This window comes from Burkholderia sp. CpTa8-5 (assembly GCF_017815045.1).
In the GTDB taxonomy this organism is placed as follows: Bacteria; Pseudomonadota; Gammaproteobacteria; order Burkholderiales; family Burkholderiaceae; genus Burkholderia; species Burkholderia sola.
On the sequence record NZ_JAGIQD010000002.1, the window covers coordinates 477,835 to 503,073 of the forward strand.

Annotated in this window: 20 protein-coding genes and 1 riboswitch; of the genes, 17 read left to right on the forward strand and 3 right to left on the reverse strand. The window is 69.1% G+C overall.

What is annotated here, in order from left to right:
- Nucleotide 1 precedes the first annotated feature (1 nt).
- The 11 genes from J8I35_RS05525 (at nucleotide 2) to J8I35_RS05575 (ending at nucleotide 14,833) form a co-directional block, all read left to right on the forward strand.
- Nucleotides 2-1,435 carry an aldehyde dehydrogenase family protein gene (locus tag J8I35_RS05525; protein WP_124681325.1) on the forward strand — a complete coding sequence of 478 codons (1,434 nt, stop codon included), beginning with the start codon at nucleotides 2-4 and terminating at the stop codon, nucleotides 1,433-1,435.
- 232 nt (nucleotides 1,436-1,667) lie between these two features.
- Entirely contained in the window at nucleotides 1,668-3,251 is a 1,584-nt protein-coding gene (locus tag J8I35_RS05530; protein ID WP_209924732.1) for a Na+/H+ antiporter, read from the forward strand.
- Between the two features lie 474 nt (nucleotides 3,252-3,725).
- Nucleotides 3,726-4,859, forward strand: coding sequence for a hybrid sensor histidine kinase/response regulator (locus J8I35_RS05535; protein ID WP_089489111.1), 1,134 nt, complete (start codon nucleotides 3,726-3,728; stop codon nucleotides 4,857-4,859).
- 124 nt (nucleotides 4,860-4,983) lie between these two features.
- Nucleotides 4,984-6,660 (forward strand): methyl-accepting chemotaxis protein, encoded by a 1,677-nt coding sequence (locus J8I35_RS05540; RefSeq protein WP_050017383.1) that lies wholly within the window; start codon nucleotides 4,984-4,986, stop codon nucleotides 6,658-6,660.
- Nucleotides 6,657-7,169 carry a chemotaxis protein CheW gene (locus J8I35_RS05545; RefSeq protein ID WP_089489112.1) on the forward strand — a complete coding sequence of 171 codons (513 nt, stop codon included), beginning with the start codon at nucleotides 6,657-6,659 and terminating at the stop codon, nucleotides 7,167-7,169. Before J8I35_RS05540 ends, J8I35_RS05545 begins: the two co-directional genes overlap by 4 nt.
- Nucleotides 7,166-8,581 carry a CheR family methyltransferase gene (locus tag J8I35_RS05550; protein ID WP_209924733.1) on the forward strand — a complete coding sequence of 472 codons (1,416 nt, stop codon included), beginning with the start codon at nucleotides 7,166-7,168 and terminating at the stop codon, nucleotides 8,579-8,581. The genes J8I35_RS05545 and J8I35_RS05550 overlap by 4 nt, the downstream gene beginning before the upstream one ends.
- A gap of 47 nt (nucleotides 8,582-8,628) precedes the next feature.
- Nucleotides 8,629-9,339 carry a chemotaxis protein CheW gene (locus J8I35_RS05555; protein ID WP_050017380.1) on the forward strand — a complete coding sequence of 237 codons (711 nt, stop codon included), beginning with the start codon at nucleotides 8,629-8,631 and terminating at the stop codon, nucleotides 9,337-9,339.
- The gene (locus J8I35_RS05560; protein ID WP_050017379.1) at nucleotides 9,336-11,651 is read left to right on the forward strand and encodes a hybrid sensor histidine kinase/response regulator; all 2,316 of its coding nucleotides are present in this window, start codon (nucleotides 9,336-9,338) and stop codon (nucleotides 11,649-11,651) included. Before J8I35_RS05555 ends, J8I35_RS05560 begins: the two co-directional genes overlap by 4 nt.
- On the forward strand, nucleotides 11,648-12,667 hold the full coding sequence (locus J8I35_RS05565) for a chemotaxis response regulator protein-glutamate methylesterase (RefSeq protein WP_050017378.1): 1,020 nt from the start codon (nucleotides 11,648-11,650) through the stop codon (nucleotides 12,665-12,667). The genes J8I35_RS05560 and J8I35_RS05565 overlap by 4 nt, the downstream gene beginning before the upstream one ends.
- 78 nt (nucleotides 12,668-12,745) lie before the next feature.
- Nucleotides 12,746-12,849, forward strand: a riboswitch (Fluoride riboswitch).
- A gap of 79 nt (nucleotides 12,850-12,928) precedes the next feature.
- Complete coding sequence (locus J8I35_RS05570) at nucleotides 12,929-14,170, forward strand: voltage-gated chloride channel family protein (RefSeq protein ID WP_050017377.1); 1,242 nt, start codon at nucleotides 12,929-12,931, stop codon at nucleotides 14,168-14,170.
- Nucleotides 14,171-14,248: 78 nt separating this feature from the next.
- The gene (locus tag J8I35_RS05575; RefSeq protein WP_209924734.1) at nucleotides 14,249-14,833 is read left to right on the forward strand and encodes a hypothetical protein; all 585 of its coding nucleotides are present in this window, start codon (nucleotides 14,249-14,251) and stop codon (nucleotides 14,831-14,833) included.
- An 18-nt stretch (nucleotides 14,834-14,851) separates the two neighbouring features.
- Here J8I35_RS05575 and J8I35_RS05580 read toward each other — a convergent pair whose 3' ends face one another.
- Nucleotides 14,852-15,565 (reverse strand): riboflavin synthase subunit alpha, encoded by a 714-nt coding sequence (locus tag J8I35_RS05580; RefSeq protein ID WP_209924735.1) that lies wholly within the window; start codon nucleotides 15,563-15,565, stop codon nucleotides 14,852-14,854.
- Nucleotides 15,566-15,776: 211 nt separating this feature from the next.
- Entirely contained in the window at nucleotides 15,777-17,639 is a 1,863-nt protein-coding gene (locus J8I35_RS05585) for an ABC transporter ATP-binding protein (protein WP_124553940.1), read from the reverse strand.
- 489 nt (nucleotides 17,640-18,128) lie between these two features.
- Between J8I35_RS05585 and J8I35_RS05590 the strand changes: the two genes are divergently transcribed.
- Nucleotides 18,129-19,010, forward strand: coding sequence for a Dyp-type peroxidase (locus J8I35_RS05590; protein WP_209924736.1), 882 nt, complete (start codon nucleotides 18,129-18,131; stop codon nucleotides 19,008-19,010).
- A 105-nt stretch (nucleotides 19,011-19,115) separates the two neighbouring features.
- Here the strand turns inward: J8I35_RS05590 and J8I35_RS05595 are convergent, their stop codons facing one another.
- Nucleotides 19,116-19,517: an OsmC family protein gene (locus J8I35_RS05595; protein WP_124593270.1), complete on the reverse strand. Its 402-nt coding sequence runs from the start codon at nucleotides 19,515-19,517 to the stop codon at nucleotides 19,116-19,118.
- 547 nt (nucleotides 19,518-20,064) lie between these two features.
- On the opposite strand from J8I35_RS05595, the gene J8I35_RS05600 reads away from it, so the two are divergent.
- From J8I35_RS05600 to J8I35_RS05620, 5 genes are all read left to right on the forward strand, one after another.
- Nucleotides 20,065-21,126: a helix-turn-helix domain-containing protein gene (locus J8I35_RS05600; RefSeq protein ID WP_209924737.1), complete on the forward strand. Its 1,062-nt coding sequence runs from the start codon at nucleotides 20,065-20,067 to the stop codon at nucleotides 21,124-21,126.
- Nucleotides 21,075-22,391, forward strand: a complete 1,317-nt coding sequence (locus tag J8I35_RS05605) for an Nramp family divalent metal transporter (protein ID WP_209924738.1) — start codon at nucleotides 21,075-21,077, stop codon at nucleotides 22,389-22,391. The genes J8I35_RS05600 and J8I35_RS05605 overlap by 52 nt, the downstream gene beginning before the upstream one ends.
- 80 nt (nucleotides 22,392-22,471) lie before the next feature.
- Entirely contained in the window at nucleotides 22,472-23,062 is a 591-nt protein-coding gene (locus J8I35_RS05610) for a phosphatase PAP2 family protein (protein ID WP_050017370.1), read from the forward strand.
- A 296-nt stretch (nucleotides 23,063-23,358) separates the two neighbouring features.
- On the forward strand, nucleotides 23,359-24,147 hold the full coding sequence (locus J8I35_RS05615) for an SDR family oxidoreductase (RefSeq protein ID WP_050017369.1): 789 nt from the start codon (nucleotides 23,359-23,361) through the stop codon (nucleotides 24,145-24,147).
- Between the two features lie 37 nt (nucleotides 24,148-24,184).
- Entirely contained in the window at nucleotides 24,185-25,201 is a 1,017-nt protein-coding gene (locus J8I35_RS05620; RefSeq protein WP_124553944.1) for an NADP-dependent oxidoreductase, read from the forward strand.
- The last annotated feature ends 38 nt before the right edge of the window (nucleotides 25,202-25,239 follow it).

Genomic DNA, 25,239 nt, shown 5'->3' on the forward strand with positions numbered 1-25,239 from the left:
CATGTTGAAGGAAACCTATCCGTACTACCTCGCCAACGAAGCCGTCTACGCGAACACCGATCTGGAGGTGACCGACAAGTTCAGCGGCAAGGTCGCCACGCGCGTCGCGCTGGCCGACGCGAAGGCGATCGATGCTGCGATCGCCGCGGCCGTCGACGCGACGAAGCCGATGCGCGAGATGCCGGCCTACAAGCGGCAGGCCGTGCTCGATCATTGCGTCGCGCGCTTTCGCGAACGTTTCGACGAGCTGGCCGAGGCGCTGTGCATCGAGGCCGGCAAGCCGATCAACGATTCGAAGGGCGAAGTCACGCGGCTGATCGATACGTTTCGCGTCGCGTCCGAGGAATCGGTGCGCATCGACGGCGAGATCGTCAACCTCGAGATCTCCGCGCGTGCGCAGGGCTATACGGGCTACACGAAGCGCGTGCCGGTCGGCCCGTGCTCGTTCATCTCGCCGTTCAACTTCCCGCTGAACCTCGCCGCGCACAAGGTCGCGCCCGCGCTCGCGGCCGGCTGCCCGTTCGTGCTGAAGCCCGCGAGCCGCACGCCGATCGGCGCGCTGATCATCGGCGAGGTGCTCGCGGAAACCGACCTGCCGAAGGGCGCGTTCTCGGTGCTGCCCGCGCATCGCGACGGCGCCGACCTGTTTACGACCGACGAGCGCTTCAAGCTGCTGTCGTTCACCGGTTCGCCGGCCGTCGGCTGGGCGCTGAAGGAGAAGGCCGGCAAGAAGAAAGTCGTGCTGGAACTGGGCGGCAACGCGGCGGCGATCGTCGATGCGGACCAGCGCGACCGGCTCGACTACGTGGTCGAGCGGCTCGCGTTCGGCGCGTACTACCAGTCGGGCCAGAGCTGCATCGGCGTGCAGCGGATTCTCGTGCATGCCGACCTGTACGACGCGCTGCGCGAGAAGCTGATCGCGAAGACGCGTTCGCTGAAGATGGGCGATCCGAAGGATCCGTCGACGTTCGTCGGCCCGATGATCTCCGAATCCGAATCGCACCGGCTGTCGGGCTGGATGGACGCGGCCGTCGCGGCGGGCGCGAAGATCGTCGCGGGCGGCAAGGTCGACGGCGCGATGTTCGAGGCGACGCTGCTGGAAAACGTCGGGCGCGAGCAGGACCTGTACCGGAAGGAGGCGTTCGGCCCGGTCGCGATCCTCGAGAAGTTCGACCGCTTCGACGACGCGCTCGCGCGCGTGAACGACAGCGACTTCGGGCTGCAGGCCGGCGTGTTCACCGATTCGCTCACGCATGCGCACCGCGCATGGGACGAGCTGGAGGTCGGCGGTGTCGTGATCAACGACGTGCCGTCGTTCCGCGTCGACAACATGCCGTACGGCGGCGTGAAGGATTCCGGTCTCGGCCGCGAAGGCATTCGCTATGCGATCGAGGACATGACCGAGCCGCGGCTGATGGTCGTGCGGCGCCGGTAACGCGCGGCAGGCAGCGCGGCGCCGCGGCGGCACGCGGGCGGGCGGGCGATCGGGCCGCCCGCGTGCCGTTTTCATGGCGGCGCGCGCAGCGGCACGGCGCCGCGCGTGTCCCGCGCGGCGGCCGCTCGCAACAGGCTCGACTACGGGCCTTCCCTCGTGATGTAATCGCGCGAAACTGCCGACCGGGGTACGACGCCGGAACGCGCAAATTCATTCTTCACGAGGTCGATTCATGTCCCCCGTCTCGGCATTCAAGCTGGTTCTATTGTCATTCCTCGCGATCGTCGCGCTCGAATGCATCGCCAAGCGGTTGAGGCTGCCGCCCGCCGCCGCGCTGCTGATCGGCGGCATCGGCATCGCGTTCATCCCCGGCCTGCCGCCGATCAACCTCGATCCCGAGCTGGTGTTGCTGGTGTTCCTGCCGCCGCTGCTGATGGACGGCGCGTACTTCTCCGTGTGGGAAGAGTTCAAGCGCAACGTCGGCGGCATCCTGATGCTGGCGATCGGCGCGGTCGTGTTCACGACGTTCGCGGTCGGCTTCGCCGTGCACTGGGTGGTGCCGGCGCTGCCGTGGGCCGCGTGCTTCGCGCTCGGCGCGATCGTGTCGCCGCCCGATGCGGTCGCCGCGAAGGCCGTGCTCGAACGGGTCGCGCTGCCGCGCCGGCTGATGGTCCTGCTCGAAGGCGAGAGCCTGCTGAACGACGCGGCCGGCCTCGTGCTGTTCCGCTTCGCGGTCGCGGCCGCGCTCACCGGCGCGTTCAGCCTCGAGCATGCGGTCGTGCGTTTCGCGGAACTCGGGCTCGGCGGCGTGGTGGTCGGCTTCGTGGTCGGCAAGCTTGTGGTTTGGTTCCTGAAGCTGCTCGACGACGACTATCTCGTGATCACTGTCGCGGTGATCGCCGGCTGGATCGCGTACATCGCGGGCGAAATGGTCGAGGTGTCGGGCGTGATCTCGACCGTCACGGCCGGCATGATCGTCGGCTGGCATCAGCACGAGGTGTTCTCGGCGGCCGTGCGTACGCGCGGCACCGCGTTCTGGCAGGTCATCGTGTTCCTGCTCGAGGCGATGGTGTTCGTGCTGATCGGGCTGTCGCTGCGCGGCGCGATCCACCGGCTCGGCGGCTTCGAGCAGGTGCTCGCGACGATGGTGCCGCCCGTGCTCGCGGTGCTGGCGGCGGTGATCCTGTCGCGCTTCGTGTGGATCTACGCGGTCGAGGCGCTGAAGTGGCCGGTGCGTGGCCTCGTGCGGCGCGGCGACGCGCCCGACTGGAAGGCCGCGACGATCATGAGCTGGGCCGGGATGCGCGGCGTGGTGACGCTGGCGATCGCGCTGTCGCTGCCCGAGGCGCTACCCGGCCGCGACGTGATCCTGGTCGCATCGTTCGCGGTGATCCTCGTGACCGTGCTGCTGCAGGGCACGACGATCGGGCCGCTGATCCGGCTGCTGCGCCTGCCGCCGCGCGACGAGCGCGCCGCGCACCACCTGACCGAGCCGCAGACGTGGGCGTACGTCGAGGCCGCGCAGCTCGCGGCGATCCAGCCGCTCGTGCGCGACGCGCACGGCGTCGTGATCCATCCGCGTCTGCTCGAGCAGTACACGTATCGCGCCGAGCTGACCGAACGGTCGAAGAACGAGCCCGCGTATCCGGCGGAAGTGCGCACCGCGCACTACGACGTGGTGCTGGCCGCGATCCGGGCCGGGCGCGCCGAACTGTTGCGCCTGCATCGGTCGGGGCGCATCCACGACGAGATGCTGCACACGCTCGAACGCGACCTCGACCTGCAGGAAGTGTCCGCGCAGCACGCGCGCGGGTAGGCGGGCGCACGGGCCGGCGTCCTGTCGGCCCTCAAACGGCGGGGTCGAGCGCGCGCGTCGCGCGATTTTTTCTTCTTCCGCCTGCCGTTTGCGACTCTTTTAATCCGGCCCCAATACACACCCTGATACGGCCCGCCACCAGCCTTGCAGCGCATGCAAACCTCATGGCGCCGGTCTCGCAAACGTTATCGTCTTTCGAATCCGGAAATGATCTGATTTATCTGATTCCGTCTCTTTCTGCATATTTGGCAAAACTAAACCGGAAGGAGATAGATGCTGTGTTCTAATTTCATTTAGAATCAGCCGGTTATGTTTATTGAGAGAAAGAATGCGGAGGTAATGCGGGCCGTCGACGGGGAAACAGGCGGCGTCCAAGGCCCCGCAAGGAAGTGCCGACAGGCCAAATCGGCGGAATCAGGCGGGTTTTTCCAACTGCCAATATAAGATAGCGTCCAAGTCGGATAAACAACTCCTGTGAAAGAATCGATTGGAGATTCGGCGTTTGAAACTGTATTTATGAAAGAATCGAGCAGTGATAATGCCTCGGATTGCCTCGAATCGGGCTTATCGGTCCTCCTGGTCGACGACCAGCCGTTCGTCGGCGAGGTGATCCGCCGCGCGCTGCGCAGCGAGCACGACATCGATCTGCACGTGTGCACCGACGCGCACCGGGCGATGGCGGTCGCGCGCGACGTGAAACCGACGGTCATCCTGCAGGATCTCGTGATGCCGGAGATCGACGGCCTCGATCTCGTGCGCGCGTGGCGCGCGGACCCCCGCACCGCGCGCGTGCCGATCATCGTGCTGTCCGCGAAGGAGGAGCCGATCGTCAAGCGCGAGGCGTTCATCGCCGGCGCGAACGACTATCTGGTGAAGCTCCCCGACGCGATGGAGCTGACCGCGCGCATCCGCTATCACTCGAATTCGTACCTGATGTCGCGGCAGCGCGACGAGGCGCTCGATTTCCTGTCGCACGACATGCGTTCGCCGCAGACGTCGATCCTTGCGCTGCTCGACGTCTACCGGGCCGAGCACGGCGACATGCCGGCGATCATGGAGCGCATCGCCGGCCATGCACGGCGCGCGCTCGCGCTCGCCGACGGCTTCATCCACCTGACCCGCGCGCAGTCCGAGCGCCGCGCGCACGAGGTCGTGAGTCTCAACGAGATCGTGCTCGACGCCGTCGACCAGCTGTGGGAGAAGGCGGCCGGGCTCGGCTGCCGGGTGAGCGCGTGCGTGCCCGATACCGAATGCGTGACGATGGGCGACCGCATGATGCTGACGCGCGCGGTCGCGAACCTGATCGACAACGGGCTGAAGTATGGGCCGGCCGGGATGGACGTACATTGCACGCTGAGCGGCGAGGACGGCGTCTGGCTGATCGGCGTCGAGGATGCCGGCGCCGGCATCGCGCCGGAGCAGCGCACGGCCGCGACCGAGTCGTTCGTGCAGCTCGAATCCGCGCACGGCGCGGCGCGCAGCGGTTTCGGCCTCGGTCTCGCATTCGTCCGCGCGACGGCGGCGCGGCATCGCGGCCAGATCCTGATGCGCAATACGGCGCGCGGCTTCATGGTCGCGCTTCGGCTGCCGGCGCAAGCGGAGCGATGATGTCGCGGCGCGGCCTGCCGGCGCCGCGCCGCCCGCGGGACCCCGATGCGCTCGTGGCGCGCCGACCGGCGCGCCAGGCGGGCGCGGATTTTTCAACGCTGAATTTAGAAAGCCCATAACGAACATGGCCACCTTGACGCCCCGCGCGACCAATGAAAGCCTGCATCCGACGATCGGCGCCGCCCGGCTGACGCTCGGCAATCGCATCCTGCTCAGCTTCGGCGTGCTGTTCGTGCTGATGCTGGTGACCGCCGGCGTGTCGTACGAGCGACTGCGCGCGATCAACGCCGAAGCCGTCAGCATCGAGCGCGACTCGCTGCCCGGCGTCTACCTTGCATCGTCGCTGCGCGGCGCGGTCAACGAGTCGTTCACGCTGCTGCAGCGCGGCATCTTCGTCGACACCGAGCCCGACGCCGCGCAGCGCGATCTCGCGAAGATCGCCGACGCGCTGAAGGAAATCGAGTCGATGTCGGTGGACTACCAGAACACGACGTTCCGCGACGACGACCGGCAGCGCTTCATGGCGTTCCGCGGCGCCTACGATCACTACGTGCCGTTGCTGAACGAAGCAGTGCAGAACAGCCGCGCATCGCACGCCGAGGCGGTCGCCGCGTACGCGAAAGCGTTGCCTGCATGGACCGAGGTCGTGCGCAACGCGAACGTGCTGGTGCAGGAGAACCGCAAGTTCGCGGAGCAGTCCGCGAAGCTGATCCGCGAATCCGTGCAGGACACCGAGATCGTGCTCGCGACCGCGCTGGCGTTCATGCTGCTGTCCGCGCTCGGGCTCGGCTACATGCTGTACCGCTCGGTGACGGTGCCGATGGCGCGGCTCGTCGAGGTGCACGACGTGATGCGCACCGGCAACCTGACCCATCGCCTCGATCTGCGCCGCCGCGACGAATTCGGCACGCTCGAGACCGGCTTCAACCGGATGGCCGACGAGCTGACCGAGCTGGTGTCGCGCGCGCAGCAGTCGTCGCTGCAGGTGACGACGTCGGTGGCCGAGATTGCCGCGACGTCGCGCGAGCAGCAGGCGACCGCGAACGAGACCGCGGCGACGACGACCGAGATCGGCGCGACCTCGCGCGAGATCTTCGCGACGTCGCGCGACCTGCTGCGCACGATGAACGAGGTGGCCGGCGTGGCCGAGCAGTCGGCGACGCTCGCGGGCGTGAGCCAGAGCGGGCTCACGCGGATGGGCGAGACGATGCGCAGCGTGATGGACGCGGCCGGCTCGGTGAACGCGAAGCTCGCGATCCTCAACGAGAAGGCGCTGAACATCAACCAGGTGGTCGCGACCATCACCAAGGTGGCCGACCAGACCAACCTGCTGTCGCTGAACGCGGCGATCGAGGCCGAGAAGGCCGGCGAGTACGGCCGCGGCTTCGCGGTCGTCGCGACCGAGATCCGCCGCCTGGCGGACCAGACGGCGGTGGCGACCTACGACATCGAGCAGACGGTGAAGGAAATCCAGTCGGCCGTGTCGGCGGGTGTGATGGGGATGGACAAGTTCTCCGAGGAAGTGCGCCGCGGGATGCTCGACGTGCAGCAGGTGGGCGGCCAGCTGTCGCAGATCATCGCCGAGGTGCAGACGCTCGCGCCGCGCTTCCAGATGGTCAACGAAGGGATGCAGACGCAGGCGAACGGCGCCGAGCAGATCACGCAGGCGCTGTCGCAACTGTCGGAAGCCGCGCAGCAGACGGCCGAGTCGCTGCGCCAGTCGTCGCAGGCGATCGACGACCTGACGCTCGTCGCGAACCAGTTGCGCACCAGCGTGTCGCGCTTCAAGGTCGACGCGTGACGCGCGCCGATCCGCAGAACGGCGCGCACGCGCTGTTCCTGATGTTCGAGCTCGACGGCGAGCGTTATGCGCTCGACGCGGCCGGCATCGACGAGGTGCTGCCGCTCGCCATCATGAAGGCGGTGCCCGGTGCGCCCGACTGGATCGCCGGGCTGCTGATGCGCGGCGGCCAGCCGGTGCCGGTGATCGACGTGCCGATGCTGGCGCTCGGGCGGCGCGCGCAGGCGCTGCGCTCGACGCGGCTCGTGATGGTCCGTCATCGCTCCGGTCACGCCGATGGCGAGCGCACGATCGGCCTGATCGTCGAGCGTGCGACGCAGACGATGCGGATCGACCGCGCGGCATTCCGCGCCAGCGGCGTCTCGACCGCGCGCACGCGCTGGCTCGGGCGGGTCGCGAACACGCCCGACGGCGTCGTGCAGCAGCTGTCGGTGTCCGACCTGATCGACGACGTGGCGCGCCTGTATCTGTTCGACGGCCCGTCGGGCCACGGAGAGGAATTCGCATGAACGCGTCCGAATCGCGCTTTCGCGGCTGGTTGCTGCGCGAGACCGGCATCGACGCCGATTCGCTCGGCAACGATTTCCTGATGCGGGCGCTGACGGATCGCGTGCATGCGTTGCAGGCGGACGGCGAGCGCGTGCCGTCGGCCGCGCGCCCGCCCGTCACGCCGGAAGCGCTCGACGCGTACTGGCAGCAGCTCAACGCGTCGGCCGACGAACGGCGCGCGCTGATCGAGCTGTTCGTCGTCCCGGAAACGTGGTTCTTCCGCGACCGCGAAGCGTTCGCGACGCTCGCGCGGCAGGCCGCCGAACGGGTCGCCGCGATGCCCGGCCGCGTGATCCGCGTGCTGAGCGCGCCGTGCTCGACGGGCGAGGAGCCGTATTCGGCGGCGATGGCGTTGCTGGATGCGGGGCTCGAGCCGGCGAACTTCGCGATCGACGCGATCGACCTCAGCGCACGCGCGATCGAACAGGCGCGGCTCGGCTGTTACGGGCGCAATGCGTTCCGCGGGACGGCGACGGAGTTCCGTACGCGGTATTTCACGCCGACCCGCGACGGCTGGCTGCTCGACGAGCGCGTGCGCGCGTGCGTGCAGTTCAGTCACGCGAACCTCGTCGAACCGGTGGCCGACAACGGCATTCGCTACGACTTCGTGTTCTGCCGCAACGTGCTGATCTATTTCGACCGCGATGCGCAGGATCGCGCGATCCGCTCGCTCGACGCGCGTCTTGCCGACGACGGCATGCTGTTCGTCGGGCCGGCGGAGACGGGCGTCGCGATGCGGCACGGGATGCGCTCGGCGCGCGTGCCGCTCGCGTTCGCGTTTCATCGCGAGCCGGCCGGTGCGGCGGCCGATGCAGGCGCGGCCCGGCCGGTTGCGCCGCTGTCCGCGGCGGCGCCGGACCGGCGCGCGGAGCGCTTCACGGTCGCACCGCTCGCCGCGCCGCGCCCGGTGGTGGCCGTCGCGCCGCCGGGCTGGCTCGGCGACGTGCGCCAGCCGTTCGCGGCGGCGCCGGCCTTACAGGCCGCCGCAGTCGACGCGCGGGCCTCTCTGGCGGCGGCGACCGCCATGGCGGCCGCCCCGGCCTACGACGGGATCGCGCCGACGATCGACGATGCGCCGACGCTGGAGGATGCGCAGGCCCTGGCGAACGCGGGCGCGTTCGACGAGGCCGAGCGCGTGCTCGCGCAGTTCTCGGCGCGCGTCGGCCCGCATGCCGATGCGTTCTACCTGAACGGACTGATCGCGGATGCGCGCGGCCGCGCCGCGGAAGCGAGCGACTTCTACCGGAAGGCGCTGTACCTGCGCCCCACGCATCACGAGGCGCTGACGCATCTCGCGACGCTGCTCGACGTCGGCGGCGATCGCGCGGGCGCGCAATGGCTGCTCGAACGCGCCCGGCGTTCGGCCGGCTGACACGACGACGGGAAATGGGACCGACACCGCGATGACCAGAGGAACGCATGAACCGCGCCGCTGCCACTGACGACGCGACGCTCGACGTCGACGATTGCTGGAACCGGATCGGCACGCGCGGCGACCGCTCGTGCGAGCGGCTGAACGACTGCCTGCGCTGCCTGAACTGCCCGGTCTACGCGTCGCACGCGGCGAAGCTGCTCGAGCGTCCGCTCGACGTGGCCGAGATGGCGGACGTCACGCGCCGGATGAGTGCGCTCGGCACGGCGCGCGCGGGCGACGACGACGGCGATACGCGCCATGCGGCGCTCGCGTTCCGGGTGGCCGACGAATGGCTCGCGCTGCCGATCGGCGTGCTGCGCGAGATCGCCGGCACGCGCCCGATCCACTCGCTGCCGTATCGCCGCCATTCGGCCGTGCGCGGCGTGGTCAACATCCGCGGCACGCTGCGCATTGCGATCTCGATCGGCGCGCTGCTCGGCCTCGATGCCGGCAAGGCCGGCAACGGCGGGGGCGGAGGCGACGGCCGTTTCACGCGGCTGCTGGTGGCCGCGCATCAGGGCGAACCGGTCGTGTTTCCGGTCGACGAAGTCGAGGGCGTGCTGCGCTTCGGCGCGTCCGACTGGGTGCCGGTGCCTGCGACGGTCGGGCGCGCGAGCGCCGGCCTGTCGCGCGGCGTGCTGTCGTGGCGCGGCAAGTCGGTGGGGCTGCTCGACGACGATCGTCTGTTCGATGCCGTGACACGGAGCATGCGATGAGCGGCGATGACGACCTGAGCCACCTGTCGCTGCTCGAGCTGTATCGCGAGGAGACGCGCACGCAGACCCAGGCGTTGTCGGAGCGGCTGCTCGCGCTCGAATCGGGCGAGCCCGATTCCGTCGCGCTCGAGGCGTGCATGCGCGCCGCGCATTCGCTGAAGGGCGCCGCGCGCATCGTCGGCGTGCCGCTCGGCGTCGAGATCGCCGGGCGGATGGAGGAATGCTTCGTCGCCGCGCAGGCCGGCACGATCGCGCTGACGGCCACGCACGTCGACGTACTGCTGGCCGGCGTCGATTTGCTGGTGCGCGTCGGCGATCCGCAGGGGCAACCCGTGTCGCAGGCCGAGATCGACGTGTTCGCGGCGGCGCTGACGGGCGCCGACGGCGCGCAGACGATGCAGGCGCCGGCCGCCGTGCCGCCGCCGGTGCCGATGCCGCCGTCGTTCGTGCCGTATCGCGATCACGACGGCGCCGCGAACGAGCCGGTCGGCGCGAGCGCCGCGGTGCCGCCGCTCGCCGTGTCCAGCCCGGTGCCCGATCCGGTCCAGGCGGGCCGCGTGGCGGGCGCCGGCGCGATGCGCCGCGTGCGCGCCGATACGCTGAACCGGCTGCTGAGCCTGTCCGGCGAATCGCTGGTCGAATCGCGCTGGCTCAAGCCGTTCGCCGAATCGATGCTGCGCGTGAAGCGCGCGCAGCGCGACGCGGCCCGTTCGCTCGACCTGATGGTCGAGCAGTTCGCCGACGAGCTCGACGCCGGCATGCTCGCGTCGATGAACGAAGTGCGGCACATGCTCAACGACCTGCAGCGCTCGCTCGCCGAGCGCATGGACGAATTCGACCGCTTCGAGCGGCGCAGCACGCATATCGCCGAGCAGCTGTACGACGAGGCGCTGCAGTGCCGGATGCGGCCGTTCGGCGACGCGACGCGCGCGTATCCGCGTATCGTCCGCGATCTCGCGCGCTCGCTCGGCAAGCAGGTGCGTTTCTCGATCGTCGGCGAAGGCACGCAGGTCGATCGCGACATCCTCGACCTGCTCGACGCGCCGCTCGGCCACCTGCTGCGCAACGCGATCGACCATGGCGTCGATTCGCCCGACGCGCGGCGCGCGCGCGGCAAGCCGGCCGAGGCGAGCGTCACGCTCGAGGCGCGCCACAGCGCCGGCTCGCTGCTCGTCAGCGTGATCGACGACGGGCCGGGCGTCGACATGGACGCGCTGCGCGCGGCCGTCGTGCGCCAGCGCCTGACCGACGACGAGACGGCCGCGCGGCTGTCCGACCCCGAACTGCTCGAATTCCTGCTGCTGCCGGGCTTCTCGATGCGCGATGCGGTGACCGACGTATCGGGGCGCGGCGTCGGCCTCGACGCGGTGCAGGAGATGGTGCGCGGCGTGCGCGGCGCGGTGCGGATCTTCAACGAGCCGGGCGCCGGCATGCGCTTCGTGCTGCAGTTGCCGCTCACGCTGTCGGTGATCCGCAGCCTGCTCGTCGAGGTCGGCGGCGAGCCGTATGCGTTCCCGCTCGCCCACGTGCGCCGCACGCTCGAGCTTTCGCACGACGACATCGACGTGCTCGAAGGGCAGCCGCATTTTCCGTTCGACGGCCGGCGCGCGGGCCTCGTCGCCGCGCACCAGCTGCTCGACGCGGGCGAACCCGACGTGACCCGTGCCAGCACGGCGGTCGTGGTCGTCGGCGCCGAACCCGAGCTGTACGGCGTCGCGGTCGACCGCTTCCTCGGCGAACGGATGCTCGTCGTGCAGCCGCTCGACAGCCGCCTGCACAAGATCCAGAACATCGCGGCCGGCGCGTTGCTCGAGAACGGCGACCCGGTGCTGATCGTCGACGTCGAGGACCTGATCCGCTCGGTCGACAAGCTCGTGCGCGGCGGCCAGCTCGCGCGGGTCACGCGCGATCCGCAGCTCGCGCTGGCCGACCGGCGCCGCCGCGTGCTCGTCGTCGACGATTCGCTGACGGTGCGCGAGCTCGAACGCAAGCTGCTGGAAAAGCGCGGCTACGACGTGACGGTCGCGGTCGACGGGATGGAAGGATGGAACGCGGTGCGCAGCGATGCGTTCGATCTCGTCGTGACCGACGTCGACATGCCGCGCATGGACGGGATCGAACTCGTCACGCTGATCAAGGGCGACCCGATGCTCAAGCGCGTGCCGGTGATGATCGTGTCGTACAAGGATCGCGACGAGGATCGCCGCCGCGGGCTCGATGCCGGCGCCGACTACTACCTCGCGAAGAGCAGCTTCCACGACGAAGCGCTGCTCGATGCCGTGCACGACCTGATCGGGGACGCACGCGCATGAACATCGGCATCGTCAACGACCTGCCGCTGGCCGTCGAGGCGCTGCGCCGCGTGATCGCGCTGCGCGCGGACCATCGCGTGCTGTGGGTCGCGACCGACGGCGACGAGGCGGTGGATTTCTGCGTCGCGCATCCGCCCGACGTCGTGCTGATGGATCTCGTGATGCCGAAGGTCGACGGCGTCGCCGCGACGCGCCGGATCATGGCGCGCGCGCCGTGCGCGATCCTGATCGTGACGGCGAGCGTCAGCGCGAACACGTCGTCGGTGTACGAGGCGATGGGCGCCGGCGCGCTCGACGCGGTCGATACGCCGACGCTCGCGCTCGGGCTGTCGACCGACGCGTCGCCGCAGGCGCTGCTCGCGAAGATCGACCAGATCGGCCGGCTGCTCGAAAGCCGCAGCGCGGCACTCGTGCCGCCGGGGCCGACGCCCGCGCGCGGACAGCCGACGCTCGTCGCGATCGGCGCGTCGGCGGGCGGGCCGACCGCGCTCACTGCGCTGCTGCGCGCGCTGCCGGCGGATTTTCCGGCCGCGATCGTGATCGTCCAGCACGTCGACCAGGCCTTCGCGTACGGGATGGCCGAATGGCTCGACGGCTATACGCGGCTGCCGGTGCGCGTCGCGCGGCAGGGCAGCATGCCGGAAGCCGGCACGGTGCTGCTCGCGGCGACCAACGACCATCTGATGCTGTCGCCGCGCGGCGTGCTCGGCTATACGCGGCATCCGGTCGAAACGCCGTACCGGCCGTCGATCGACGTGTTCTTCAACAGCGTCGCGGACGGCTGGCAGGGTGACGCGCTCGGCGTGCTGCTGACGGGCATGGGACGCGACGGCGCGCTCGGCCTGAAGGCGATGCGGGCGAAGGGCTGCTACACGATCGCGCAGGACGAGGCGACCAGCGCCGTGTACGGGATGCCGAAGGCGGCCGCGGCGGTCGGCGCGGCGTCGGCGATCCTGCCGCTCGAACAGATCGCGCCGCAGTTGATCGCGCGGATCGCGCTCGCGCCGCGCGACTGACCGCGCATCGGGCAGGCGCCGTCGTTGCGTGGCGCGCCGGCGCTGCATTGCATGCGTGGCGCGGCGTCGCGTACAATTGCGGCCTGCGGAGATGGCATGCCTCCCTGCGGTCGTTCCCGGCGCGTGGCGCGCGGTGCGGCCCTCAACCGCCGGTTTGCCCGGCTGATGATGCCTGCGTGTTCCTGGGTCGTCAGGAGGTCGCAGGCCGTCCATCCGGTATTCTGCCGCCCAGGTTTTGATGTTCCGTCGAATCTGGAAATCATGTTCTTCACCACTTCTGCCGATCTTTTCGCGACCGTGCGCTACGTGTGGCGCTGGCTCGCGCTTTCCGCGCTGCTCGGCGCGCTCGCCGGCACGGCTTCCGCGCTGTTCCTGATCGCGCTCGACTGGGCGACCGGTACGCGCGTTGCGCATCCGTGGCTGCTGTGGGGGCTGCCGGCCGCCGGTTTCGCGACCGGCTGGGTCTACCATCGCTTCGGCCAGTCGGTCGCGCGCGGCAACAACCTGCTGATCGACGAGATTCACGACCCGAAGGCGCTCGTGCCGAAGCGGATGGCGCCGCTCGTGCTCGTCGCGACCGTCGTCACGCACCTGTTCGGCGGGTCGGCCGGCCGCGAGGGCACGGCCGTGCAGATGGGCGGCGCGCTCGCCGATCGCGTCACGCACCTGTTTCGGCTTGATCGCGAGCACCGCCGCGTGCTGCTGATGGGCGGCATCGCGGCCGGCTTCGCGTCGGTGTTCGGCACGCCGCTCGCGGGCGCCGTGTTCGGGCTCGAGGTGCTCGCGATCGGGCGCGTGCGGTACGACGCGCTGCTGACCTGCGTCGCGTCGGCGATCGTCGCGGACGTCGTGTGCCGCGCGTGGGGCGTCCATCACACGGCCTATGCGATTCCGTTCGTGCCGGCCGTATCGGCGACCGGGCTGGCCGTGACGGTCGTCGCGGGCATCGCGTTCGGCGTGGTCGGGCGGCTGTTCGCGTTCGCGACGCATGCGCTGACCGCGTGGTTTCGCCGCGTGATCCGCTATGCGCCGCTGCAGCCGGTGCTCGGCGGCCTGCTGGTTGCGGTGGCCGCGACCGTGCTGAACGTGCCGCAGTATCTCGGCCTCGGCATCCCGACGATCGAGGCCGCGTTTCACGGCCCGCTGCCGCTTTACGATTTCGCGGGCAAGTTCGCGTTCACCGTCGTCACGCTCGCGTCGGGGTTCAAGGGCGGCGAAGTGACGCCGCTGTTCTACATCGGCGCGACGCTCGGCAATGCGCTCGGCCAGGTCCTGGCGCTGCCGGTGCCCGTGCTCGCGGGGCTCGGCTTCGTCGCGGTGTTCGCGGGCGCGGCGAACACGCCGATCGCGTCGACGATCATGGCGATCGAACTGTTCGGCGCGGATATCGGCGTGTATGCGATCGTCGCCTGTGTCGTCGCGTATCTGTTTTCCGGGCACGCGGGGATTTATCGCGCGCAGCGCGTGGCGGTGGGGAAGGGGGCGCGGGTGGAGGCGGAGTGAGGTGGGGGGGCGCGGTCGATGTCGTTCGATCGCGGCGGCGCGATGCGATACCCGGGACGCTAAAAAGAGAGGCATCCAATGACGTCGGACGATTTCCTGACCGAAGCCAGGCGGCTTGCGAGGCCGTGCCGTCAGTACCGCTTCGCGGCTGACGGCGAACCCGTCACCGGCTACTGGCATGGGGTCGATGCCGGCGAGTTGTGCATTTCCACCGAACGCGACGGCGTCTGGCTGAACGTCCATCTCGACGATAGCGGCACGTCAGGCCGCGTGGAGACTTCCACGCAACCTGTCCGTTCCGCCCGCCCGCTGTGCCGATCCGACGCGCTGTCGCTTCCGCCGGTCGACGCGGTGTTCCGCTTCGGTTCCGCCGCGATCGGCGCGTACCTCGACGCACACGGATGGCAGCGCGACTGGGGATTCAACGGCAACTTCAAGGGCGCGGCCGCGCACGACTACGAGCGCGAGTGGATGGCGCGATGCCCGCTCTACACGGGCGGCGTGGTGGCCGTCGCGGGCGGATGGCACATGCCATGGCCCGACGACGACTGGAATGAACTGATCGACCTCGAACTCGTCCTCTGGACGTTCGAGGAATCGGAACCGTGGGTCGAGGTGTTTTCGGACGGCAGCCGTTACTCGGTGATCCAGCGGATCACCTAGCACGCGCTTAATCAGCCTTTACTGCTTCGGCAGCCGCGCGACGTTCCGCGCCAGCAGTTCCTCGATATCGATGCCTTTTTCCGCCAGCAACGCGGTGACGACGCCGTTCAGTTCGCCGAGCGTTTCCTTGACCGCTTCCCGGATCGTATCGACGACCACCTGCGTGCTGCGCTCGATCTCGATGTTGACCTTGTCGTTGACGCCCTTCGCGTCGAACGTGGTCGCGCGGCGCGTTTCGGGAATCAGCCAGACGTCGAACCAGCCTTCGTCGCGATTGACGTCCGACACGGTGAGGCTGCAGCCGTTGATCGCGATGTAGCCCTTCGCGAACACATAGCGCTTGAACGCGGCCGGCACGCCGATGCGGATCATCCGGTTGTGCTCGGACGACGCGATGTGCGCGATGGTCCCCGTGAAATCGACATGACCGGACAGCGGATGACCGCCGATCTCCGCGCCGTCCTTCGCGGCCCGCTCGACGTTGACGCGCGCGCCGGTCGCGAGGTCGGCGAGCGTCGTGATCCGCAGGCTCGGCAGCATCACGTCGAAGTCGATCAGCGCCGGCGAATGGATGGTCGTCACCGTCAGGCACACGCCGTCGACCGACACGCTCGCACCGATCTCGATCTCGTCGGTGAACCGTTCGGGGAACTCGATGCTGAACGTCCTCAGTTCGCCGTGATCCTTGATGGCGTTGATGACGGCAACACCCTGAACAATGCCTGTAAACATGATCGATCCCTCGTCGCAAATTTCCTGGCCGACATGATAAGTGATCCCGCTGCCGGACATGCCGCGGCGCGCGGGCCGGCGCCGGCGAGCCCGTGCCGCAGATACAAAAAAGGCCGTGCACGTGGCACGGCCTCGATCCGGATCCGCTGGCTCGCCGACACGGCCCGGCGGCGATGACCGCGCCGCCAGGCTGCATCGCGCCGTGCTTGCATCAAACCTCAGCCGGCTCCCCCAGCGCCCCGGCATCGCGATCCGCCACGCGCCGAGGCGAATCGGCGAGCCCCTTCGCGAGCTCCAGCGCTTGCCGTTCGAACAGCCGGCGATAGATGCCGCCGTCGATGCGGATCAGCGCGTCGTGGTTGCCTTCCTCGATCACCTTGCCGCGATCGAGCACCAGCAGCCGGTCGAGCGCGCGCACGGTCGACAGCCGGTGCGCGACGACGAGCGTCGTGCGGCCGACCATCAGCCGCTCCATCGCCTGCTGGATCAGCAGCTCGCTTTCGCTGTCGAGGCTCGACGTCGCTTCGTCGAGGATCAGGATCGGCGCATCGGCGAGGAACGCGCGCGCGATCGCGACGCGCTGGCGCTCGCCGCCCGACAGCTTGATCCCGCGTTCGCCGACGAGCGTGTCATAGCCGTCCGGCAGCGCGGCGATGAAGTCGTGCGCACTCGCCAGACGCGCGGCGCGCTCGATGTCGGCGCGGCTCGCATCGGGGCGCGCATACGCGATGTTCTCCGCGAGCGTGCGGTGGAACAGCACGGGCTCCTGCTGGACGATCGCGATCTGGCTGCGCAGCGAATCCTGCCGCACCTGCGCGATGTCCTGGCCGTCGATCGTGATGCGGCCGCCCGACACGTCGTACAGGCGCTGGATCAGCTTGATGAACGTCGTCTTGCCCGACCCCGAATGACCGACGAGGCCCACGCGTTCGCCGGGCGCGATCCGCATCGAGAAATCGTCGTACAGCGGCACCGGATGGTTGCCGTAGCGGAACGTCACGTGCTCGAAGCGGATCTCGCCTTGCCCGATCCGGATCGCCGGCGCGCCGGGGCGATCGTCGATGCCAAGCGGCTGCCGTTCGAGCGCGACGAGCTCTTCCATGTCGTTCACCGAGCGCTGCAGGTTGCGGATGTGCATGCCGACGTCGCGCAGGTAACCCTGCAGCATGAAGAACATCGTCAGCGCGAACGCGATGTCGCCGACGCTCGCCTCGTCGTTCATCCACAGCCGCAACGCGACGCCGATCATCGCGGCCTGCATCGCGACGAGCATCGCGCCTTGCAGCCCGCCGTTGAACGTGCCGCGCACCCACGTGCGGCGCGTGCGCTGCCGCCATTTGCCGATCACGCGCGCGAGCCGCGCTTCCTCGCGCGTTTCCGCGCCGAACGCCTTGACGACCGCGTTGCAACTCACGGCGTCGGCCAGCGCGCCGCCCATGCGCGTGTCCCACAGGTTGCCGAGCCGGGCGGCCGGCGCGACGATGCCGAGCGACACCGCGACCGTCACCGCGATGTACAGCAGCGAACCCGCGCCGACGACGAGCCCCATCACCGGCCAGTGCGTGCCGAGCAGCACGGTCGCGCCGACCAGCATCGCGACCGACGGCAGCAGCGCGATCAGCACGGTGTCGTTGAGCAGGTCGAGCGCCCAGATCCCGCGCGTGATCTTGCGCACGGTCGAGCCCGCGAAGCTGTTCGCGTGCCAGTCGGTCGAGAAGCGCTGCACGCGGTGGAACGACGCGGCGGCGATCTCGCTCATCATCTTCAGCGTGAGCGTGATGATGTTCAGGTAGACGCCCTGGCGCAGCACCGTCGCGCCGATGCCGAGCGCGGCGAGCGTGCCGAACGCGACGAGGGCCGAATGCCACGCCGCGGCGCGGTCGGTGAGGCCGGTCGACAGCGCGTCGACGAGGCGGCCGGCGAACAGCGGCGTGAGGACGTCGGCGAGCGCGGCGAGCAGCGCGAGGCTCGCGACCGTGGCGATGCGCGCCGGCTGCTTGCGCCAGTAACGGATGGTGAAGCCGAAGACGGCCTGGAATGCGTGGCCGCCCAGATGGGAGCTTTTTCTGGTCATGTATTGTTGCCCGGCGCATCGCGCGACGGGACTTTCCGGTTCGGAGAACGTCGAAAACGCAACAGCCGGGCCGCGCGACACACGCGGGGCGGAACGAAACGGGCTGTCGGGAAAAGCGCGGCTGACGGGTTAGCGGAAAACTCGGGAGCCGGCGCGGACGGCGGGCTGGATCAGCTGCGCCGCGAGACCACGTTCGGGAAGGTTGCTGGCATTCGGAACATCTGCACCTCCCTGAAGTGAACGGTTGAATGAAAGGACGCCGAAAAGACGTGCACGGATTTTATCAGGACAGTCGCGCGCGCCGCAACGTCTGACGAATGCGGCGTTGCTGCGTCGATACGGTGAGTATTCCGGGTTTTGGCCCCTTTTCGCGTACGTTGCGCGATGGCGGGTGCGGAGCCGGCGCGCGCATCGATTACACTTCCGCGTCCGCGGCGCGCGACGACGCGCGGCCGCCCGGATTCACTCCGAACCATTCCCGAGGATACGATGAGCGACGTTCAGCAAGGCATCCTGGCTCCGATCGATACGGTAGCCCGATACCTCACTTTCACGATGTCGAACGACGGCAATATCGCCGCGGCGCTGGCCGCGCTGCGCGAGATCGTCGACGGACGCGACACGGTGGTCGGTTTCGGCCACGCGCTGGCCGCCTGGCTCGGGCACCCGGTGCCGGGCCTGACCGACTATCCGGCGTTCTCGGTGAACGACCGTACGCTGCCGATGACGCCGGCCGACGTGTGGGTCTGGCTGCGCTCGGACGACCGCGGCGAAATCGTGCTGCGCGCGCGGGCGATCGAACGCGCGCTCGCGCCGGCGTTCGCGCTGCAGGAGGCCGTCGACGGCTTCCGTTATTCGAACGATCGCGACCTGTCCGGCTACGAGGACGGCACCGAGAACCCGGAAGGCGACGACGCGGTGGCCGCGGCGATCGTCACGGGGCAGGGCGCGGGGCTCGACGGCTCGAGTTTCGTCGCGGTGCAGCAGTGGGTGCACGACTTCGACCAGATGGAGCGCATTCCGTCGGGCGACATGGACCACATCATCGGGCGTCGCCGTTCGGACAACGAGGAACTCGACGACGCGCCCGAATTCGCGCACGTGAAGCGCACCGCGCAGGAAAGCTTCGCGCCCGAGGCGTTCATGCTGCGCCGTTCGTCGCCGTGGTCGGACGCGCGCCGGGCGGGCCTGTACTTCGTCGCGTTCGGCTGCTCGTTCCGCGCATTCGACGTGCAGATGCGCCGGATGAGCGGCGAGGAAGACGGGATCGTCGACGGCCTGTTCCGCTTCACGCGGCCGCTGACGGGCGCGTATTTCTGGTGCCCGCCTATGAAGGACGGCAAGCTGGACCTCGCCGCGCTCGGACTGTAAGCGCCGGGCGGGATCGACGAACGGGCGGGTCGCGCCGGAATGCGCGGCCCGCCCGTTTCGTTTTTCAAGCTTTCAAGCGGCAGTGCGTGCGGACTGCCGCGTGCGTCAGTTCAGCGTCGTGTCGATCCGCGTGCCGCGCTTGATGAACTGCGTCACCGGGGTTTTCTCGCAGATTTCCGCGAGACGCTGGCGTTGCGCGTCGTCGAGCGGGCCGTCGAGCGTCACGACGCGGCGCACGTATTGCACGCCTTCGCGATCGGCATGCAGCTCGGTGCGCACCACGATGCGCGCGGCCGGCCACGTCTTGCGCTGCATGTACATACGCAGCGTCGCGGCCGTGCATTGCGCGAGCCCGGCCAGCACGAATTCGTACGGCGCCGGCCCGCGATCCTGGCCGCCTTCGCGCGGCGCTTCGTCGCCGGTCAGCGCATGCGTGCCGGCCTGCAACTGGACGACGTAGTCGGGCGCGTCGGCATCGAGGACGGCGGCGGCGTGGATCAGGGACATGGCAGGGCTCCGGGAAGCAAATAAAGGAAAGCGGGCGCCGCGTGGCGGCGTGCAGCCGTCAGCATACCGTTCCGGCCGCGCGGGCGCGCGCTACGCGCTACGCGTCGGCGATGCCGGCGCTGCTGCGCACGCGCGCGGCGATGCGTTCGCACGCGTTCGATGCACGTCGATGCCGTTCGCGCCGATACGCGAGCGTTCGCTTTGTCGATGTAACGCAATCAAACACGCACGTCATTAAGCATGACGGCTGCAATAATCGGCCGCATCGCATACGCGATTCTGTATCGGCATACCAGCGGCATGCGGCAGCCTGTAGTAATCCGCCATCATGCTGTCCCCGTCGGCCATTTCGCGCCAAAGGCACGACCCGTTCGGCTAAGATGCCGTCGCTTCATATTTCGGGATAGCCGTCCTGTCGCACGCATTCAAACCAAATATAAGCCTGACAGTTCGACGGTATTAGAAGAAGTCGAACAAGTCGGGGGCTTGGCCAGTGAATGCAGCAGATCAGCGGTGGGTCATTATCTATTTGAGTACGGGGTTTTCGTTGGCCCAGGCCGCGCGTCTCGGCGAGGCCTTCAACCTGGCGAATCGCCTGCATGGGTACGGCGTGGATTACCAGCTCAAGTACGTATCCGAAAGCGGAGGACTGTTGCAGTCGTCGTCCGGCGTGAGAATCGCGGCCGATCCGCTCGGCGACGAACACAGCCGCCGCGCGCTCGCGTTCTTTCATCTTCATGGCGACCGCGCGGCCGTCAACTGGGACGACGCATTGCAACGGCGCCTGGCCGACATTCGCCAGCATGCGCGCTGGATCGTCGACGCGATGGACCTGCCCGCGCTCGCCGCCACGCAGCGGCCGTCGTCGATCGACGCGCGGCCGGGCAGCGCCCGGCGCCGCGCCGCCACGACCATCGAATCGCGGGCCGGCGAGACCGACGTGTTTGCCGCCGCGCTCGACATGTTCCGTGCGGACCTCGGCGATGGCGCCGCGCGGGAGATCGCCAGCAACATGGCGCGGCCGGTCGAGCAGCGCTATGTTCAGTCGATGTGGGCGTTCCGCGAACTGAGCGCGAGCCCGTCGATCCGGATGTCCGCGCAGCGGCTGCGCGCGCAGAGCGTGAACCGCATCTCGATCGCGAACGCCGCGCAGGCGGCCGCGATGAGCGAGCGCAATTTCCTGCGGCGCTTCAAGAAGGAAATCGGCGTGACGCCGACCGAGTTCGTCCAGCACGTGCGGCTCGAACGGGCGTGCCACATGCTGATCCATACGACGCTGCCGGCCGACAAGGTCGCGCGGCGCACCGGGTTCGGCAGCGGCGAGCGGCTCGCGAAGCTGTTTCGCCAGCGCCTGCTGATGTCGCCGACCGAATTTCGCGTCGCCGAGCGGGAAAAAATCCTCGCGCACGACGCGGCGTCGCCCGACCCGGATGACGGGCCGGCCGCTGCGTGCTGCGTCGGCGAGGGGGCGGAATGCGACGCGTGCGCGACCGCGCGCGGGAAAACGGGACGGATACCCGTAGAATCGTCGTGTCGCGACCTCGATTCCCGGTTTCCATGCCCTTCCTCCCCTCTACCGCCACCGCCCCTTTCTGCCCGTCGGAAGTAAAGGGCAGCATCACGATCGACGCGGCCGCGCCGCGCTGGCAGAAGCTCAAGCGTTTCTTCGGCCCCGGCCTGCTGGTCGCGATCGGCTACATGGATCCCGGCAACTGGGCGACCGATATCCAGGCGGGCTCGCAGTTCGGCTATTCGCTGCTGTGGGTCGTCGCGTTCTCGAGCCTCGCGGCGATCTTCCTGCAGATGCTCGCGGCGCGGCTCGGCCTCGTCGCGGGCAAGGATCTCGCGCAGGCCAGCTACGAGCGCTACGGCCGGGTCGGCCGCGTCGTGCAGTGGATCACCGCCGAAGTGTCGATCATCGCGTGCGACATCGCGGAAGTGCTCGGCTGCGCGCTCGCGTTCAAGCTGCTGCTCGGCGTGCCGCTCGCGTGGGGCGTCGTGCTCACCGCGCTCGACACGGTGATCGTGCTCGGCCTGCAGGGCAAGGGGTTCCGGCAGATCGAGGCGATCGTGCTCGGGCTGATCGCGACGATGGCGTTCTGCTTCGTCGCGCAGGTGGCGATCACGCCGCCCGACTGGCACGCGGTGATCGGCGGGCTCGTGCCGGGCGACCCGGGCCGCGATCGCAAGGACGCGATCGTGCTCGCGCTCGGCATCGTCGGCGCGACGATCATGCCGCACAACCTGTATCTGCATTCGTCGGTCGTGCAGACGCGGCATGTGGTCGGCGGCGCGCGCGGCGTGATCCGCGACACGCTGGGCCTCGTGCGCATCGATACCTGCGTGTCGCTGTTCGTCGCGATGCTGGTCAACGCGGCGATCCTCGTCGTCGCGGGCGCCGCGTTTCATGCGACGGGCCAGCACAACGTGACCGACATCGAACAGGCGTACCGGCTGATCACGCCGATCGCCGGCGGCGCGGCCGCGCTGTTGTTCGGCATCGCGCTGCTCGCATCGGGGCAGAGCTCGACGCTGACCGGCACGATCGCCGGTCAGGTCATCATGGACGGCTTCCTGCATACGAAGATCCCGTGCTACCAGCGCCGGCTGATCACGCGCGGGCTCGCGCTCGTGCCGGCGCTGATCGGCGTGCTGTGGCTCGGCGACGGCTCGGTCGGGCAACTGCTCGTCTGGAGCCAGGTGCTGCTGAGCCTGCAGTTGCCGTTCGCGATGTGGCCGCTGATCCGCTCGGTCAGCGACCGCAACACGATGGGCGACCACGCGATCGGCCGCGGGATGCAGGCGGCCGCATGGGCGCTGTTCGCCGTAATCACCGGCACGAACCTGCTGCTGATTACCGGTGTCGCGGGCTGATACAGCCTGTCACAGGCTGACACAGGCGTGCGGCGAGCATGCGGTAAACTGCGGCCTTTCGATCGACCCCGAAGTCCGTTATGTGGAGTGAAATCAGCAATATCGGCGATGCCGCGCTGACCTTGCCGATCGCGCTGACCTGCGCGGCATGGCTCGTGCTGACCGACTGGCGCCTCGCCGTTCGCTGGGGCGTGCTGCTGGCCGCCGGCATGGGCGTCGTCGGCGCGACGAAGATTCTCTATGCCGGATGCGGGATCGAGCTTCCGCAATTCGATTTCCGCGTGATCAGCGGCCATACGATGCTGTCGACGTCCGTGTGGACGGTCGCGCTGTCGATGCTGTGGCAGGCGTTCCGGCCGGGCAGGGCGCCCGGCATCGCGGCCGGGCTGGCCGTCGGCGCGATCACGGCCGTGGCGCGCGTGTTCGATCATTCGCACACCGTGCCGGAAGTCGTCGCCGGCTGGATGCTCGGCGCGCTGGTCGCGCTGGTGTTCCTGCGCGGCTACGACGGCGCGCGGCAGCGCGCGTTCTCGCCGCGCGTCGCGGCGGCCTGCCTGCTGCTGGTGTCGGGCATCGCGTACGGGCACCGCGCGCCGTTCCAGCAGATGATCGACACGCATTCGCCGCAGCTCTGCGCGTTCGTGCGCGCGCCGTCGGGCGACCGGTTCTGACCGGTGCCGATGGCGGGTGCGCCGGCGCCGCCTTTCTGCCGCTGGGGTTCGTCCGGCTCATCGATCGGGTGCATTCGCGTACGCTGGCCGTCGTTCAACCGCGGACAGCCTGCCCGGCCGGGCACGCGTGCGTCGCGTTCGTCTCGATATACTCGCGGAAACCGTGTGGCGCGTCGTCATGTCGGCGCACCGGCCATCGGCGCACGTCGGCCGGCAGCGGCACTGAAGGCGCGGAAAGCACGCACACCCCGTCGCAGCAGCGTTCCGCGACGACGATTCAAGACAGGAGCAGACACATGACAATCGTTTCTCCGCGCCTCGCCGGCAAGTGCGCATACATCACGGGCGCCGCGGGCGGCCTCGGCCGGGCGATCGCGCGCCGGATGGTCGAGCAGGGCGCGCGCGTGTTCGTGACCGATATCGCGGAAGCGGCGGTGCTCGACGCGTTCGCGCAGGAGCTCAACGCGGGCCACGCGACGCCGGTCGCGTTCGCCGCGACCCAGGACGTGCGCGACGAAGCGCGCTGGCAGGCGCTGCTCGTGCAGGCGACCGATGCGATGGGCGGCCTGTCGGTGCTCGTCAACAATGCGGGCGTCGGCTCGATCGGCTCGCCCGCGCAAATCGAGCTGGACGAATGGCGCCGCGTGATGGCGATCAACGTCGAGAGCATCGTGCTCGGCTGCAAGCATGCGCTGTCGTATCTGGCCGAGAGCCATCCCGCATCGATCATCAACATTTCGTCGGTCGCCGCGTTCAAGGTCGAACCGGATTTCACCGCGTACAACGCATCGAAGGCGGCGGTCGCGTCGCTGACGAAGTCGGTCGCGATCGATTGCGCGCGCCGCGAGATCGACGTGCGCTGCAATTCGATTCACCCGGCGTTCATCCGCACGGGGATCGTCGAGCCGCTGTTCCAGTCGCTCGGCGAACGCGACGCGACGCGCAAGCTCGCGCGCGGCATTCCGCTGCGCCGGCTCGGCGAGCCGGACGACGTCGCGCATGCGGCCGTGTATCTCGCGTCCGACGAGAGCCGCTTCGTGACGGCCGCCGAACTCGTGATCGACGGCGGCATGTGCGCGGTCTGACGCGCATCCCGAACCACAACGATTGGAGGAGAACAGCATGTCGACACCCGTGAACCGCCAGCTGCTATTGAAGACGCGCCCGGAAGGGCGGGTCGGCCGCGAACATTTTTCGCTCGTCGAGACGCCGGTGCCGGCGCTCGCCGACGGCGAGGTGCTCGTGCGCGTGCTGTATCTGTCGATGGACCCGACCAACCGCGTATGGATGAGCGACGTGCCGCAGTACCTGCCGCCCGTCGCGATCGGCGAGGTGATGCGCGCGCTCGGGATCGGCCGCGTGATCGCGTCGCGTAACGCGGGGTTCGCGGAGGGTGACCTCGTGCAGGGGCTCGTCGGCTGGCAGGACTACGCGGTCGTGCCGGCCGAGCAGGCCGCGCAGCTCGTGAAGCTGCCCGCGCAGTCGGGCCTGCCGCTGCCGACGCTGCTCGGCGCGTGCGGGATGAGCGGGTTGACCGCGTACTACGGGCTGACCGACATCGCGCCGGTGCAGCCGGGCGAAACGCTGGTCGTGTCGGCGGCGGCCGGCTCGGTCGGCTCGATCGCCGGGCAGATCGGCAAGATCCACGGCGCACGGGTGGTCGGCATCGCGGGCGGCGCGGACAAGTGCCGCTACCTGACCGAGACGCTCGGCTTCGACGCGGCCGTCGACTACAAGGCCGACGATTTCCGCCAGCAACTGAAGGCGGCGACGCCGGACGGCGTGCACGTGAACTTCGAGAACGTCGGCGGCGAGGTGATGCGCGCGGTGTTGTCGCGGATGGTGATCGGCGGGCGCGTCGCGCTGTGCGGCGTGATCTCGAACTACAACAGCGGCCGCGCGGCCGACGACGTCGGCGTGCTGATCTCGAAGCGGCTGACGATGCGCGGCTTCCTGATCCTCGACTACCGCAAGAGCCGCGAAGCCGTGCAGACGCTCGCGGGCTGGCTGCGCGACGGCCGGCTCAAGGCCGAGGAAACCGTGGCCGACGGTCTCGAAAACGCGCCCGACGTGCTGAATCGCCTGTTCGACGGCGACCATCGCGGCAAGCTGGTGCTGCGCGTCGATCCGGACGCGTGACGGGCGTGTCCCGCCTGTCGGATCGGGCCGCGGGCGCG